This window comes from Rhodoluna sp. KAS3, assembly GCF_026000575.1.
Classification (GTDB): domain Bacteria; phylum Actinomycetota; class Actinomycetes; order Actinomycetales; family Microbacteriaceae; genus Rhodoluna.
The window spans coordinates 883,380-897,939 of record NZ_AP026910.1; the positions used below are offsets into that span (position 1 = coordinate 883,380).

The following is a 14,560-nucleotide window of genomic DNA, read 5'->3' on the forward strand; positions in this document are numbered from 1 at the left end:
GAGATTTACTACTTGCCTTCGCTGGCGTTCTTGCGCTGTGATGCTAGACGAGCACGAAGGTTTGAGTCCAGCTCAACCTTGCGAATGCGGGTAGCCTCAGGGGTTACCTCAACACACTCATCTTCGCGAGCAAACTCTAGACACTCTTCAAGTGAAAGGGTGCGTGGCGGGGTCAGTGACTGGAACTCATCAGAAGAAGAAGCACGCATGTTGGTGAGCTTCTTTTCTTTGGTGATGTTGACTTCCATGTCGTCGGCTCGTGAGTTCTCGCCGATAACCATACCTGCGTAAACCTCGCTGGTTGGCTGAACGAAGAACGAACCGCGCTCCTGCAGACCGATCATTGCAAACGGAGTTACCACACCGGCACGGTCAGCTACAAGAGAGCCGTTGTTACGGGTAGTGATGTCGCCAGCCCATACGTCGTATCCAGCTGAGATCGCGTTGGCGATACCGGTTCCCTTGGTTTGAGTTAGGAACTCGGTGCGGAAACCGATTAGACCGCGGCTAGGCACACGGAACTCCATGCGGGTCCAGCCGGTTGCGTTTGCAACCATGTTGGTCATCTGACCCTTGCGGGCAGCAAGCAACTGGGTCATTGCACCCAAGAACTCTTCTGGCACGTCGATGGTTAGGTCTTCGTATGGCTCGTGCAATTTGCCATCGATACGCTTGGTAACCACCTGTGGCTTACCAACGGTTAGTTCGTAGCCTTCGCGACGCATCTGCTCAACAAGAATTGCAAGTGCAAGCTCTCCACGACCCTGGACTTCCCATGCGTCTGGACGCTCGGTAGGCAGAACTTTCAGCGAAACGTTACCGATTAGCTCCTTGTCAAGGCGGTCCTTTACAAGTCGAGCGGTAACCTTTGCACCCTTAACACGACCGGCCATCGGTGAGGTGTTGATACCGATAGTCATCGAGATGGCTGGGTCGTCAACGGTAATCATCGGAAGCGGACGAACGTCGTTCGGGTCGGCCAAAGTTTCACCAATGGTGATCTCTTCGATACCTGCAACAGCAACGATGTCACCTGGGTTGGCTTCCTCGGTCGGGAAGCGCTCAAGCGCCTTGGTCTTTAGAAGCTCGGTGATCTTCACGTTCTGAGTAGTGCCATCCTGGCGAACCCACGCAACCTGCTGGCCCTTACGAAGGGTGCCGTTGAAAATGCGTAGCAGCGCCAAACGTCCCAAGAACGGCGAAGCATCTAGGTTGGTGACGTGCGCCTGTAGCGGAGCCTCGTCGTCGTACTGAGGTGCAGGAATGTACTGCATGATTGCGCCGAATAGTGGCTCTAGGTTTTCACCCTCAGGTAGGGTGCCATCAGCAGGCTTGGTTAGCGATGCGATTCCGGCTCGTCCTGATGCGTAAATGATTGGCAACTCGAGGATGCCATCGATGTCTAGGTCTGGAACTGTGTCGTGTAGGTCAGAAGCTAGACCCAAAAGCAGGTCGTGGGTTTCTTCAACGACCTCGTCGATGCGAGCATCGGCACGGTCGGTCTTGTTCACCAAAAGGATTACCGGGAGCTTGGCTTCTAGAGCCTTGCGAAGAACAAATCGGGTCTGTGGCAATGGGCCTTCAGACGCGTCAACCAAAAGAACAACGCCGTCAACCATTGATAGACCGCGCTCAACCTCGCCACCGAAGTCGGCGTGACCCGGGGTGTCAATTACGTTGATGGTGATTTCTTTACCGTTTGAGTGGTCGCCCTTGTAGGCAATCGCGGTGTTCTTGGCGAGGATGGTAATACCCTTCTCGCGCTCAAGGTCACCCGAGTCCATAACGCGCTCGCCAACGGCGGCGTGGTCACTGAACGAACCGGTCTGGCGAAGCATGGCATCAACCAAAGTGGTCTTACCGTGGTCTACGTGGGCAACAATCGCAACGTTGCGCAAATCATCTCTGGTGGCCTGAGCCATAGGAACATCCTCTTTTGAGCGCGCCAAGCAAATCAAAGCTGGCACAGAAATTAATTAGGGGGTGCAGAATTGCATCTTTGAGCCCCTGCCCTCTTATTCTATCGGGACAAAGGCAGTTAGCCTAGGGATGTGACGGACGACGCGGTGAACCATGAGTAAATCTTCAAACTTCAAAGTTGAGATCTGGATCGTGCTAGCCCTGAGTTTAGGAGCCTCGGCTGTTTACTCAACTGTCTCGCTGATCAACAAACTGACTGCTCCATCAGGCCTAGCTGGTCAGACCACCAGCATCAACCCATCTCTGGCGCGGGCCGAGTGGCTTGATTTCACCTATCAAATTCTGGGAATCACGTTTGGTTTGGCGCCGGTTGCGCTGGCCTTGTATTTGGTTTGGCAATCTGATGGAAACCCGCTCAAACGCCTTTCGCTAACTTTCGAAAAACCATCCTTTTGGATTACTCGAGGCTTGGGCCTAGCTGCACTTATTGGGATACCTGGAATCGGCCTTTACGTAGCTGCTCGACTATTGGGGCTTTCCAGCAAAATCCTGCCCGCCGAGCTGCCGGATTACTGGTGGGTTGTCCCGGTGCTTCTCTTGGCCGCAGTCAAAGCTGCCGTGCTTGAAGAAGTCATAGTGGTTGGATTCTTATTCGACCGTCTCGAAAAAATTGGTTTTAGTTGGGCTAAACAGCTATGGATTAGTTCGATCCTTCGAGCCAGCTACCACCTTTACCAAGGTTTTGGCGGTTTTGTCGGCAACTTGGTTATGGGGTTAGTTTTCGGACTCGCCTACAAAAAATGGGGTCGCCTAACACCCTTGGTCGTGGCGCACTTTTTGCTAGATGCGATTTCTTTTGTTGGCTTTGCACTAATCGGTAACAATCTGCCGCTGCCGTAGAGCTGTCGCAGGCAAGACTGCTACATTTGACGCAGTTGCCCTAAACCAGCAACCCTTTTGCCTAGAGCAGGGAAAGTCCGGTGAGAATCCGGCGCTGACCCGCAACCGTAAGCCTTTTTGGTAAGTCGGAATGCCTGCCTGACAGCAATTGACTCCTTATTCACCGTCGAGGTCTACGGTCGGAGTCGAATGGTTCCATACCTTTCGTCTTCGCATTCAGATCGCATAAAGCGAAAGGTTTCAAAATGTTTGGAACTAAATCTGGATTGCGCAAACTTGTTGCAATCACATCAATAACCGCCACACTTTCACTCGTTGCGCCAACAGCGGCAGTTGCGGCTCCCCCATACCAAACCACCGTTTCATACCTGAGCGGCAAGTTTGTGAGCGGAAAATATCTGGCCGGCTTCAGCGCAGGTTCGAAAGATTTTGGCATGTCGATCGAGGCCTTGCTTCAGCTGAATGCTGGCGGGCATGATCTGGCCAAACTGGGCTCCAAGGCACAGTACCTGCTCAACACAAAATCTGTGGTCGGTGACGTTGTTGCCCGAACGGGATATGTCTTCAACACCGATGCCAACAAGACCCTAAATGTTGGCTTGGCTGGCAAGTACCTGTTTGTATCACGAGCACTTGAAGTGCCAGCTGAGTATTTGCAGTATCAGATCTTCAAGGAGCTGAAGACCCGAATTGCTGCCGACGGCACCGTCTACGGTGCAACCAACGACTTTGACTATGCCTGGGTTGCTTTGGGTTTGAACGCCTACCTCGAGCACACACTGGCGAACAAAGTAATTCAAAAGCTGATCACTCGCCAAAACACAGATGGCGGCTTTAGCTCGTACGGAACCGCCAGCTCGGCTGACGCCACCGGCCTTGCACTGCAGGCACTGTCACTCCGCCGCTGGTTCGGCAACGCCACAGAAGACAAAGCTCGTTCGACAGCAATTGGCAAGGCGCTTAGCTATGTCCGTAAAACCGACTCTGGCGACAGCCACATTGAGTCCGATTACGGATACGACGTCAACGGCACGGCATACGTGGCAATGGGACTGAAGGCTGCCGGCAAACTAGAGGAGGCTAAGCCTTACCGAATCTGGCTGAAATCTAAGCTGGCCTCGACCGGCGGATTCACCGTGCCATGGAGCTCTGGCAGCGCTGACGTGATGGCCACTTCTCAGGCATACGTACCGCTGATTGCCAAGAGCTACCTAGATCTACTTACCGACTGAGCATGCCAAAAGGCTTAGTGCTGACCCTAGGCCTACTGCTAGCCGCAGTAGGCCTATTCGGGGTCCTCTCGAAAAACCCAGCATCCACGCCAGCACCTGAATCGAGCGCTGTCAGCAGTGGGCCGTGCCTGGATTCTGGGGTGACTCTAGTGATTGATTTTGGGTCTGAATCAGCTCTGGAAAGCAAAGTTTCATGCCTACAAGATTTTGCGGGCAATGGCTGGCAATTGCTAGAAGAAGCTGATTTGGCACCAACCGGAACAAGTCAATACCCAGCAGCGTTTGTTTGCCGCATCGGCGGATGGCCTACCGAAACTGCACAGGATTGCCTTGACACCCCCAGCTATCAAGAAGGCACCTGGGTTTACTTCAAATCTCTAGCCGGTGAGTGGGTCAGAAGCGGACAGGGTGCAGCCGACCCGAACAATCGAGTTGCCTGCGGAGCGGCGGAGGGCTGGGTGTTCATCACGCCGAACACACCTAAATCCGAGCAATCACCATCGGCGTCCGTTCCAGAACTTACCTGTGCCACCAAATAGGCCATGTTCAAGACTTTGACCGCACAGGTACACCCCGGAGTTTGGTGGCTACTTGGCCTGTCCTTTGCCGTCGCAGCAAGCTTGCAGGACTTTTGGCTCCCGCTTGCAATTATTTGCCTGACAGCCGTTGCCCTCGCATCTGCTGGAGCCGCCGAAAACGCAGTGCGGCAAACCCTTCGGCTCTACCTAATCCTGGCAATCCTGGTGGTTTTAGTCAGAGTTTCTTTTCGAGTTATTTTCAATTTTCCAGACCCCACTAAACCGGTCTTTTTGAACCTTCCTCTAATCAACCTAGATCTAGGATTTGGCACGGTTACCTCGCTCTTCGGGCCGGTATCGCTGGCGTCAATTACTTCAGGCCTCACCGATGGCTTGCGACTGGCAGCGATAATCCTGGCCGTGGCCATGGCAAACAGCTTGGCCAACCCAAAACGACTTTTGAAGAGCACGCCGGCAGCACTCTACGAGCTGGCCACAGCAGCCGTAGTGGCGATTAATCTTGCGCCGCAGCTTATTTCAAGCCTCCAGCGAGTCAGAAAAGCTCGCGAGCTGAGAGGGCGAAGTCGAAAAGTTACCGCACTGACTGGCACGATTATTCCGGCGCTGGAAGACACGATTGACAGCTCTCTAGATTTGGCAGCAAGCATGGCATCCCGAGGTTTCGGAAGGCGTGGGCCAGTGCCAGCTGTTCAGCTACGGCAGACCCGTCTCCTAACATTGACAGCGCTGGTTGCGATGATTTTTGCCATTTTCTCGATGCTGAGTGTTGGGCTGAGCGACCTGGTAACCCCAATTAGCTTTTTTATCGCCTTGATAGCCAGTCTTACCTCAGTGAAACTTGCTTCGCGACACGGAGTTAGAACTCGATTTCGAGTCCACGCCTGGGCAGCAGCTGATTTTGCAATCATGGGCCTGAGCGCCTCCATAGTCTTCGTTGGCTTCTGGTTTGGAGGCTAATGTGATCAAGACTTCAAACCTGACCCTTGGGTATAAATCGAGCGAGACTCCGATCCTAAGAAATGTCAACCTATCCGTTGCTGCTGGCGAGATGGTTTTGGTTTGCGGCCCCACCGGGAGCGGAAAATCAACACTCCTGAAGTGCCTTAACTCACTAGCCCCTGCATTCACCGGAGGGACTCTCACCGGGTCGGTCTCAATCGACGGACAAATCACCTCTGGAGCCGCTCCCCACGAAATTGCTCACCTGGTTGGCTATGTGAACCAGCAGCCAGAAGGTGGGTTTGTGTCTGAAACAGTTGAGGATGAGCTGGTTTTCGGCATGGAGCAACTAGGTGTTACGCCAGCTGAAATGGCCAGCAACCTTGCTCGGGTGGCCGAGATTTTTGATCTTGCTGCGGTTCTGGATCGACGACTCAGTGAGCTTTCGGGTGGGCAACAGCAAAAAGTCGCTATCGCCGCCGCTGTTGCAGCAGGCCAAAAGGTTCTGTTGCTAGATGAACCGACCTCAGCGCTTTCACCGTCGACAGCAGCCGAGTTGCTGTCCCTTCTAAAAAAACTGAGCACCGATGAGGGCATCACGGTGATTCTCGTTGAACATCGAATCGAACGGGTGCTTGAGTTAGTTGATTCCGTGGTCATGGTGCACGGTGACGGTTCAGTGACCCAGGGCGACAAAACAACCCAATTCAGCGACTCCAGATGCGCCCCGCCGCTCATCGAACTAAGTCAAAAACTGGGATGGGCCCCGGTGGCCACCGACGTCTCAGAGGCACGAAATCACTGGCGTGAATCCAATCCGAAATTCCGCCCTCGTGTTGCTCTGAAACCTCATCCAGAAATTGCCCTGAGCGTCCGCGAGCTCGATGTCAATTACGGTAGTGAAGCCGCCGTATCAGGAGTCACTTTTGACCTGCCGTTCGGCTCCATCTCGGCTCTGATGGGGCAAAACGGAGCGGGAAAAACCAGCCTGGTTAGCGCTATCAGGGATCCGAAATTAATCTCTTCCGGAACAGTGATTTTGGGTGAGCGCAGCACCACCGACCTGTCGTTGCAAGAGCTGCTTCGAGCAGTGACCATGGTTCCGCAGAAGGCCTCTGACCTGCTTTTTCTGAATTCGATCGGTAAGGAGTTGCAGGAGTCCGACAATTTCGGCGGGCTTTCGGCAGGATCAACAGCCCGTTTGCTGACTAGATTGAACGGCAGACTGGACCCTAATCAGCACCCTCGAGACCTCTCAGCTGGACAAAAACTTTCGTTAGTTCTGGCCATGCAGTTGGCCAATGGGGCGCGTGTCCTACTGCTAGACGAGCCGACTCGTGGTCTCGACTATTTTGCCAAGCGCCAACTGGCCGAACAGTTAAAGTCACTGCAAGTCTCGGGTGCATGCATCTTGGTGGCTTCGCATGACGTGGAGTTTATTGCTCAAATCGCCGACCGCGTGCTCCTCTTAGATCAGGGCAAACTTATCCAGGACTGCGCTCCCGAAGACCTGCTTGGATTTCAAAAACCATTCGAAACTCAAATTGCGCAGGTCTCAGAATCGCCCGACCTCATTTCAATTAGTCAGGTGGTCGAACTCTGATGAAATTCAAACACCAAGCCATGAGAGCCCTGACTCTGTCACTCGCTGCCGTGGCGGCGCTGATGATGTTTACCTGGCCACTGGTTATCGGGGTAACTGCCCAGAGTGAAGCTGAAATTGCCCAGACAGCATTTTTGGTACTGATGCCACTGGTTCTTGTTTTGCTACTGATCGAATTTTCAACCGGCGGAATCGATGCCCGACAAATTGCCCTCTTAGGCGTTCTAACTGCGCTCAATGCTGTGATTCGCATGCTGGGCGCCGGAACCGCCGGCGTGGAGACAGCATTTTTTCTCATCATTATCGCTGCCTACGTTTTTGGGCCAAGTTTTGGATTTCTCTTCGGAGCGCTGTCGCTGCTGGTTTCAGGACTGCTCACGGGCGGTATTGGCCCGTGGTTACCGTTTCAAATGATGGCCGCTGCCTTGGTTGGACTAGCAGCTGGTGCATTGCCAAAAGTAAGCCGAACTTGGCTCCAATTCCTGATGCTTTGCGGGTACGCATTCGTCGCCAGTTTTTTCTATGGCGGATTGATGACCCTTTGGAATTGGCCATTTCTTGCCGGAACTGGGACTTCAATCTCGTATGTAGCCGGTGCGAGCCTCATCGAGAACCTAACCAGATTCGTTCAGTATGAACTCTTCACCGGTGGTCTGATATGGGACTTTGGTCGAGCGATAACTACATCAGTTTTGATCTTGTTAACGGCACCAGCCCTGCTGGCCACTCTGAATCGAGCAGCAAACAGGGCTGGTTTTGTGAAGCTACCGGATTAGAAAACCGGAAGAATTACCACTGCCTGAAGAACCGCAGCTGCAGCGCTGAACAGGAACAGCTTTGAAGTCATCTTCCAGGTGTATTTGTTCTCACCACGAACTGTGTGCATGATGTGCGCTACTGCCATGGTCAGAGCCAAACCAGCTGCTGCCAATACACCCCAAATTTGTGCCCAGGCAAAACCTGGAACAAAGTAGGCAGCAAGAGGCGCCAGGATGATGCCAACCGCACCAAGAAGCTCAACCCAAGCAATTAGACGAACCAAGCCAAACGGAATGTTGGCAACCCAGCCAAAACCTGCGCCAAGCAGGGTCTCTTTAGTTGCAGTGGCCTTGAACTTGCCGGCCTTGTAGAAGCTGAACGCGACCAAAGCTGAAAGCGCCAGACCCGCGATTGCATAAACGATGTTCATTGAAGTTCCTTTTATAGTCTTGAATTTCGGATCATTCCGATTTACAGTAGTTAGTAAAGCATGGGTTGACTAAATTAGTCAAGTAGCCCTTTACAAAAAGTTACGAGTTAGGAGTCGCGATGGAAATCAAGGCACTTTGCGAACGCCAGGATGACGGCTGGTTGATTGCCGTGCCGGAACTCGGCAACTTTAAGACCACTGCCAAGCGCCTGGATAAGGCAACCGAGCAAATCAAACTGCTTGCCGAGCAAACCACCGGCGAGTCCAAGTGCGACATCGTGGTCAAGGTTGAAGCGGTTATGCCTGGAATCATCTGCGACATCGAATCAGCTCAAGCAAAAATGCGCGAGGCAACCCGCCTTCAAGAAGAAGCTTCTAACGAGATTCGCGATGTGGTCGGACGCATGCGTGATCGCGGCTTGACGATGCGAGACATCGCAGTGTTGCTTGGAGTTACACCTCAGCGCGTGGCTCAATTGGCGCCTTGCACCGAAGAATCAGTAGTCGCCTAGCTAGACACGCCAGGTTGGTAGTCGCCAACCGAGCCCAACCGCGATCATTCGGAGTGCAACGATGGCTGCGGCCGAAATACTGACCGACCAAAACGCACCCCAGTTGAGAGCGTTAAGCAAAACCACTAGCCAGGCCCCGGCAAACGCCACCACTGCGTAAGGCTGGTGGTCATTGAAAGCGCGTGGAATTTCATTTACCACCACGTCTCGCAAAACGCCACCAAAGACCGGTGTGATCACACCCATAATTACCGCGATGATCGCCGGCATTCCAGCCTCAATAGCAATCTGAGTACCCGTTGCGGCAAAAATGCCTAACCCAAGCGCATCTGGCCATTGCATCGAGCGTTCAGTTAGTTCAATGTGACGGGCGCGCATAAAGAGCAGCGCTAGCGCGCAGAGACCAAGAATCACCCAAATCCAGCCCCAGTTTTCAACCCAAAAAAATGGCCGGCGGTCCAAGAGAATGTCACGAAGTGTTCCGCCGCCGAAGGCAGCCAGCGCGGTGACAATTGCCATGCCGACAAGATCAAGCCGCTTACGGGCAGCCTCGATCAAACCGGAAAGGGCAAACGCCAATGTACCAATTACCTCGAAGGCTAGGGCGCCATAGGAGACTAACCATTCGGCAACGGAAGAGGCTGAGGACATAGGTTAATCGTAGAGCAAGGCCAAGGACGAGTTCCCAAGGGCTGAAACTGGATTCGGTTAAACACTAAAACCCCCTATTTCTAGGGGGTTTTGCGCTATGGGATGACTCGTAGCTTCTTGCCGAAACAAAAGCCTGAGTGGAGATGGGGGGAATTGAACCCCCGTCCAATACAGAGTTTCTGACTCTTCTACGGGTGTAGCTTCAATAAGGTTCTACTCGGCCCCGGCACTAGCTTGAAGCGACATATCCGACGGGCCCAGCCAAAGTGAAAGTCCCGAGCAGCCCTTAGGCACAACTACTCAGCAAGATCTCTAAATGACGCTAGGGTTCAGAACGAAATCAAATCTGATCTAACGGACTTCGGGGCTAGCGCTATTAAGCAGCTAGGGCGAAGTCGGTGCGTGATGATTTAGCACCTATAGTTTGCAGCGGACATTAACGAGTTGACGCTACATTCTCGACCCGCTTCTTCCAGTTACACATGCACTGTCGAAACCGATCATCCCCATATTTAGTTATCATCACCCCGAAAGACCTAACCTAAACGTCTGGGCCTTGATCTTTTGGGGTTATCTCAAGAATAAGCCCTACCGCCGACAATAGGCTGTGGTTTCCCTGAGAGGACTGGATTGACTGTTACCAGTCCTTGCCCTTAGTCGACATCGCGCGGGCTGCCTCACGTTTGTCCGTCTGCTCCTTGAGCGTCTGGCGCTTGTCATACTCGCGCTTTCCCTTTGCTAGAGCAAGCTCGACTTTGGCACGGCCATCTTTGAAGTAAATCGATAGCGGCACCAAAGTAAAACCAGATTCCTTGATTTTGCCCATCAATTTATAAATCTCATGACCGTTCAAAAGCAACTTGCGCTTGCGACGGGCCGGATGGTTGTTCCAAGTGGCCTGGGTGTACTCAGGAATATGCACGTTCTCTAGCCAAACCTCGCCACCCTCGATGGTGGCATATCCGTCTACAAGAGAGGCTCGGCCAGCCCTCAGGGACTTAACCTCTGGACCGGTTAGCACCATGCCAGCCTCGTACACGTCAATAATTAGGTAGTCGTGACGGGCCTTGCGGTTGCTGGCAACAACCTTTTGTCCACGTTCTCTTGGCATAAGGGTTCTATATTCGCAGGTATCTGCGGATAGCCAAACCAGAGGCCCCGGCAGCCAGGACAATTCCAGCAGCAATCAGCAGCGGAACCACGAGCAATCCATCAGCCAGCGTTACAAAGCTGGTGAACGGTAGACGTTCGGCCAGGTAACCCTGCACAAAGAATTGAACGATTCCAAGAACCGCACCGCCAGCCAATACCGATCCAATCGTGGCCGCGACAACACCCTCAAGGATGAATGGCAGTTGGATGTAGAAGTTGCTGGCACCGACAAGACGCATGATTCCCAGCTCACGCCGGCGACTAAACGCACTCAGTCTGATTGTGGTTGAAATCAGCAGGGCAGCTGAGAAAAGCATGAGAACCGCAACACCGATGGACGCGATCGACGCAGCGTTGAGAATGCTAAAGATTTGATCTAGGTAGGTTCGCTGATCGCGCACTTCTTCAACTCCGGCCACGCCACCAAAACTCTCGGCAATGATTTGGCTCTGAGTTGAATCTTCAAGCTTTACCCAGAAGGTCTCGTTGAGCTGATTCTTCGAAACGTACTTTGCAACGGCGTTGTCCTTGAACTGCTCCTGGAAAGTCGCGTAGGCCTGATCGTGATCCTCGAAGTAGTACTTTTCAACGTAGGCAGCCAAAGTCGGCGAGTTGAGCTTCTCTTCGACAGCAGCCTTCAGGTCATCCGAAGCCTCCCCCTGAGGGCAAACATCCGCCGGCGAAACTTCGCTGCAGAGGTAGATTGCCACCTGGGCTCGGTCGTACCAGTAGTTTTTCATCTGGCCAATTTGAAGCTGTAGCAGCGACGCGGTTCCTACGAAAGTCAACGAAATAAAGGTGACCAAAATCACCGATACCACCATCGATAAGTTGCGGAATAGGCCCTGACGGATCTCGCTCAAAAGAAATTTCATCGGTAAGAGCCACCCACTTCATCACGAATAATCACACCGTGCTGAAGCTCAACCACGCGCTTCTTGAGGCGGTCGACTATGCCCCGGTCGTGGGTTGCCATAACCACCGTCGTGCCATTTAGGTTGATGCGCTCGATCAGAGCCATAATCTCTTCTGAAGTTGACGGATCAAGGTTTCCGGTCGGTTCGTCAGCTAGCAAAATCGCAGGTTTGTTGACAATCGCGCGGGCCAGGGCAACTCTCTGCTGCTCTCCACCCGATAGCTCACTTGGCAGGCGGTCTGCTTTACCTTCAAGTCCGACAAGCCTCAAAACATCTGGCACTGCCTCTTGAATGAAACCCTGAGACTTGCCAATAACCTCGAGGCTAAAAGCAACGTTTTGCGCAATGGTCTTGTTAGGCAACAACCTGAAATCCTGAAAAACAACTCCAAGGCGCCTGCGGAAGAATGGGATTCGGCGGCTCGGAATACCGACTAGGTTTTCACCGAGCACATGGACTGAGCCTGATGTCGGAACGTCCTCGCGCAACATTAGGCGCATAAGCGAGGATTTGCCAGAGCCAGAGGCTCCAACCAGAAAGACAAAATCACCCTTCTCAATTTCGAGAGAAACAGCATTCAAAGCCGGCCGAGGCGAGCCTTTGTACTGTTTGGTGACGTTCGAGATGCTAATCATGATGCCTCCAGCCTAAGTTGAGGCTATGGAATCAGGGCCTAAGCGCCGAGTTGTGTCTGCTTGCGCCAGCGAATGCCCGCAGCGATAAACCCGTCAAGATCTCCGTCGAAAACCGCGGAAGGGTTGTTGACTTCGTAGTCAGTGCGCAGATCTTTGACCATTTGGTAGGGGGCCAAAACGTATGAACGCATCTGCTCACCCCAACTTGCCTTGACGTCACCGGCAATTTGTTTCTTTTTAGCTTCTTCTTCGCGTCGACGAATCTCTAGCAATCGAGACTGCAAAACGCGCATCGCAGCAGCTTTGTTTTGGATTTGGCTTTTTTCATTCTGGCAACTCACGACAGTTCCGGTTGGCAGGTGGGTAATTCGCACAGCTGAATCAGTCGTGTTAACCGATTGCCCGCCTGGCCCCGATGAACGGAAAACATCGATGCGAATTTCATTCTCGGGAATCTCGATAGCTTCAGTTTGCTCAACCAAAGGAACAACTTCGACTGCAGCGAATGAGGTCTGGCGCTTACCAGCGGCGTTGAATGGACTCATTCGAACCAGTCGATGCGTGCCGGCCTCGACAGACAGTGTTCCAAAAGCGAATGGCGCATCGATCTCAAAAGTTGCCGACTTGATACCGGCGCCCTCCGCGTATGACGTGTCCAGCACTTGAACCGGCATTTTCTGTTTCTCTGCGTAGCGCAGGTACATGCGCATGAGCATCTCGGCAAAATCAGTTGCGTCGTCACCGCCGGCACCTGACCGAATGGTCACCACGGCGGCTCTGGAATCGTATTCACCATTCAGCAGGGTTTGAACCTCGAGCTCTGAAACCAGCTTTTGCAACGACTCGAGCTCAGATTTGGCCTCTGATTGAACACTGGCATCAGCGGCATCATTTGCCAACTCAACTAAAACTTCAAGGTCATCAAGACGCGATTGAACCGATTCGAGTTTGTTAATCATGTTTTGCTTGTGGGAAAGCGCACTGGTAACCCGCTGAGCATTGGCGGCATCGTCCCAAATGTTCGGGTCAGAGGCTTGCTCCTTCAGCTCCAGCACCTCGCGGGCCAGCTTCTCGACATCTACAACATGGCCGATGTCGGCAAAAGTTGCGCGTAAGTCGCGTATTTCTTGAGTGAGGTCCAGGTCTGCCATTTCTCCCCTAGTTTAGGCGAGGGGCATAATTGAAAGGTGCCGGCCAAGAAGAACTTTCAGATTAGAGAGCTTGTTCTGCCGGTTTACCTCCCGGCGATGCTGTTTTCAATCGGTGAAGCTGGTCTGATTCCGATTATTCCGGCGAGCGCGGAACGTCTGGGCGCCGACATTCCTACAGCTGGCCTCATCGCAGGCTTGGTCATGATGGGCACCCTTGCCGCCGACCTACCCGCCGCCAAATTTGTGAATCGAGTCGGCGAACGCAAATCCATGATTTGGGCTTCAGCGGCCGCCGCGCTGGGAATCCTGTTTGCAGTTTTTGCTGCGAACATCTTCATGATCGGCCTCGGAGTTTTCATCCTGGGCGGTTCTGCTGCGATTTTTGGCTTGGCTCGGCACGCCTACATCGCTGAAACTGTGCCGGCAAATCAACGAGCTAGAGCCCTATCCGTTTTGGGTGGAATGTTTCGAATTGGAACATTCATTGGCCCGCTCCTTGGCGCTTCAGTTATCGCCACCCTGGGTATCGAATTTGTTTACTGGAATGCCGTTATTTTTTGCGGCGCAGCCGGAGTAGTTCTGCTTTTCACCCGTCCAGAGAAAATGCTCAACACTCCCCCAGACAATGGTGGAAGCGTTTGGAAGATTGCGAAGCTGCATCGACGCACCCTATTGACGCTGGGAACAGCATCGATGATTGTGGCCATGTCGCGCACCGCAAGGTTTATCGGCCTCCCACTATGGGCTCTATTTATTGGACTTGATGCCGCTGAGACCTCGCTTTACATAGGCATCGCTGGGGCAATTGACTTCACCCTCTTCTATCTGGGTGGCCAAATTATGGATAAGTACGGCCGAAAAGCTGCAGCAATTCCAACCCTCTTAGGCATGAGCCTTTGCCTTGCGCTGGTCCCTTTCACCAGCGATGGCAGTACTTTTCTAACCGTGGCAATCATGATGGCCCTGGCCAATGGAGTTGGCAGCGGCCTTGTGATGGTTATCGGGGCAGACGCATCGCCGGCCGTTGGACGCAATGAATTTTTAGCCGGCTACCGCTTTTTGATGGATGCGGGAGTGGCGGCGACCGCCCCAATAATGTCGCTAATTACCGTGATTGCCTCGCTGTCTGGCGCCATGTTTTTCATGAGCGGACTCGCGGTAATCGGTGCGGTATTTATGTATCGCTACCTGCCTACACACAAGCGCACCTAGCCCCTCGG

Annotated in this window: 15 protein-coding genes, 1 other RNA gene and 1 riboswitch; of the genes, 8 read left to right on the forward strand and 8 right to left on the reverse strand. The window is 53.1% G+C overall.

Translation table 11 applies throughout. From position 1 onward, the window contains the following. Nucleotides 1-8 precede the first annotated feature (8 nt). A complete protein-coding gene (gene typA / locus OO731_RS04400; RefSeq protein WP_264890669.1) occupies nt 9-1,922 on the reverse strand; it encodes a translational GTPase TypA in 1,914 nt (637 codons plus the stop codon). Between the two features lie 151 nt (nt 1,923-2,073). Between typA and OO731_RS04405 the strand changes: the two genes are divergently transcribed. From OO731_RS04405 to OO731_RS04430, 6 genes are all read left to right on the forward strand, one after another. Beyond that, nucleotides 2,074-2,820, forward strand: coding sequence for a CPBP family intramembrane glutamic endopeptidase (locus OO731_RS04405; RefSeq protein ID WP_264889797.1), 747 nt, complete (start codon nt 2,074-2,076; stop codon nt 2,818-2,820). A 16-nt stretch (nt 2,821-2,836) separates the two neighbouring features. Beyond that, a riboswitch (cobalamin riboswitch) is annotated at nt 2,837-2,977 on the forward strand. A gap of 88 nt (nt 2,978-3,065) precedes the next feature. After that, nucleotides 3,066-4,052 (forward strand): hypothetical protein, encoded by a 987-nt coding sequence (locus tag OO731_RS04410; RefSeq protein WP_264889798.1) that lies wholly within the window; start codon nt 3,066-3,068, stop codon nt 4,050-4,052. A gap of 149 nt (nt 4,053-4,201) precedes the next feature. Next, nucleotides 4,202-4,591 carry a hypothetical protein gene (locus OO731_RS04415; RefSeq protein ID WP_138316441.1) on the forward strand — a complete coding sequence of 130 codons (390 nt, stop codon included), beginning with the start codon at nt 4,202-4,204 and terminating at the stop codon, nt 4,589-4,591. 3 nt (nt 4,592-4,594) lie between these two features. Beyond that, nucleotides 4,595-5,548: an energy-coupling factor transporter transmembrane component T gene (locus tag OO731_RS04420; protein ID WP_264889799.1), complete on the forward strand. Its 954-nt coding sequence runs from the start codon at nt 4,595-4,597 to the stop codon at nt 5,546-5,548. Nucleotide 5,549: 1 nt separating this feature from the next. After that, nucleotides 5,550-7,133 (forward strand): ABC transporter ATP-binding protein, encoded by a 1,584-nt coding sequence (locus OO731_RS04425; RefSeq protein WP_264889800.1) that lies wholly within the window; start codon nt 5,550-5,552, stop codon nt 7,131-7,133. After that, nucleotides 7,133-7,909 carry an ECF transporter S component gene (locus tag OO731_RS04430; protein ID WP_264889801.1) on the forward strand — a complete coding sequence of 259 codons (777 nt, stop codon included), beginning with the start codon at nt 7,133-7,135 and terminating at the stop codon, nt 7,907-7,909. The genes OO731_RS04425 and OO731_RS04430 overlap by 1 nt, the downstream gene beginning before the upstream one ends. Here the strand turns inward: OO731_RS04430 and OO731_RS04435 are convergent. Beyond that, nucleotides 7,906-8,322 carry a DoxX family protein gene (locus tag OO731_RS04435; protein ID WP_138316445.1) on the reverse strand — a complete coding sequence of 139 codons (417 nt, stop codon included), beginning with the start codon at nt 8,320-8,322 and terminating at the stop codon, nt 7,906-7,908. The genes OO731_RS04430 and OO731_RS04435 overlap by 4 nt on opposite strands. Nucleotides 8,323-8,441: 119 nt before the next feature. Between OO731_RS04435 and OO731_RS04440 the strand changes: the two genes are divergently transcribed. Further along, nucleotides 8,442-8,834: a hypothetical protein gene (locus OO731_RS04440; protein ID WP_138275586.1), complete on the forward strand. Its 393-nt coding sequence runs from the start codon at nt 8,442-8,444 to the stop codon at nt 8,832-8,834. Here the strand turns inward: OO731_RS04440 and OO731_RS04445 are convergent, their stop codons facing one another. From OO731_RS04445 to prfB, 6 genes are all read right to left on the reverse strand, one after another. Further along, nucleotides 8,835-9,485, reverse strand: a complete 651-nt coding sequence (locus OO731_RS04445; RefSeq protein WP_138316447.1) for a trimeric intracellular cation channel family protein — start codon at nt 9,483-9,485, stop codon at nt 8,835-8,837. A 135-nt stretch (nt 9,486-9,620) separates the two neighbouring features. Continuing rightward, nucleotides 9,621-9,993, reverse strand: a transfer-messenger RNA (tmRNA) gene (gene ssrA, locus OO731_RS04450). Between the two features lie 129 nt (nt 9,994-10,122). Then, nucleotides 10,123-10,596 (reverse strand): SsrA-binding protein SmpB, encoded by a 474-nt coding sequence (smpB, locus tag OO731_RS04455; RefSeq protein WP_138275589.1) that lies wholly within the window; start codon nt 10,594-10,596, stop codon nt 10,123-10,125. 7 nt (nt 10,597-10,603) lie between these two features. Beyond that, nucleotides 10,604-11,512 carry a permease-like cell division protein FtsX gene (gene ftsX, locus OO731_RS04460; RefSeq protein ID WP_264889802.1) on the reverse strand — a complete coding sequence of 303 codons (909 nt, stop codon included), beginning with the start codon at nt 11,510-11,512 and terminating at the stop codon, nt 10,604-10,606. After that, on the reverse strand, nt 11,509-12,189 hold the full coding sequence (gene ftsE / locus OO731_RS04465; protein WP_138275591.1) for a cell division ATP-binding protein FtsE: 681 nt from the start codon (nt 12,187-12,189) through the stop codon (nt 11,509-11,511). The genes ftsX and ftsE overlap by 4 nt, the downstream gene beginning before the upstream one ends. A gap of 38 nt (nt 12,190-12,227) precedes the next feature. Next, a complete protein-coding gene (gene prfB / locus OO731_RS04470; RefSeq protein ID WP_138275592.1) occupies nt 12,228-13,340 on the reverse strand; it encodes a peptide chain release factor 2 in 1,113 nt (370 codons plus the stop codon). Nucleotides 13,341-13,376: 36 nt separating this feature from the next. Between prfB and OO731_RS04475 the strand changes: the two genes are divergently transcribed. Beyond that, nucleotides 13,377-14,552: an MFS transporter gene (locus OO731_RS04475; protein ID WP_264889803.1), complete on the forward strand. Its 1,176-nt coding sequence runs from the start codon at nt 13,377-13,379 to the stop codon at nt 14,550-14,552. The last annotated feature ends 8 nt before the right edge of the window (nt 14,553-14,560 follow it).

Bases quoted from the DNA above. Each gene is read 5' to 3' on its own strand.
- typA (WP_264890669.1), bottom strand. From the start codon at position 1,922: ATGGCTCAGGCCACCAGAGATGATTTGCGCAACGTTGCGATTGTTGCC.
- OO731_RS04405 (WP_264889797.1), top strand. From the start codon at position 2,074: ATGAGTAAATCTTCAAACTTCAAAGTTGAGATCTGGATCGTGCTAGCC.
- OO731_RS04410 (WP_264889798.1), top strand. From the start codon at position 3,066: ATGTTTGGAACTAAATCTGGATTGCGCAAACTTGTTGCAATCACATCA.
- OO731_RS04420 (WP_264889799.1), top strand. From the start codon at position 4,595: ATGTTCAAGACTTTGACCGCACAGGTACACCCCGGAGTTTGGTGGCTA.
- OO731_RS04430 (WP_264889801.1), top strand. From the start codon at position 7,133: ATGAAATTCAAACACCAAGCCATGAGAGCCCTGACTCTGTCACTCGCT.
- OO731_RS04435 (WP_138316445.1), bottom strand. From the start codon at position 8,322: ATGAACATCGTTTATGCAATCGCGGGTCTGGCGCTTTCAGCTTTGGTC.
- OO731_RS04440 (WP_138275586.1), top strand. From the start codon at position 8,442: ATGGAAATCAAGGCACTTTGCGAACGCCAGGATGACGGCTGGTTGATT.
- OO731_RS04445 (WP_138316447.1), bottom strand. From the start codon at position 9,485: ATGTCCTCAGCCTCTTCCGTTGCCGAATGGTTAGTCTCCTATGGCGCC.
- smpB (WP_138275589.1), bottom strand. From the start codon at position 10,596: ATGCCAAGAGAACGTGGACAAAAGGTTGTTGCCAGCAACCGCAAGGCC.
- ftsX (WP_264889802.1), bottom strand. From the start codon at position 11,512: ATGAAATTTCTTTTGAGCGAGATCCGTCAGGGCCTATTCCGCAACTTA.
- ftsE (WP_138275591.1), bottom strand. From the start codon at position 12,189: ATGATTAGCATCTCGAACGTCACCAAACAGTACAAAGGCTCGCCTCGG.
- prfB (WP_138275592.1), bottom strand. From the start codon at position 13,340: ATGGCAGACCTGGACCTCACTCAAGAAATACGCGACTTACGCGCAACT.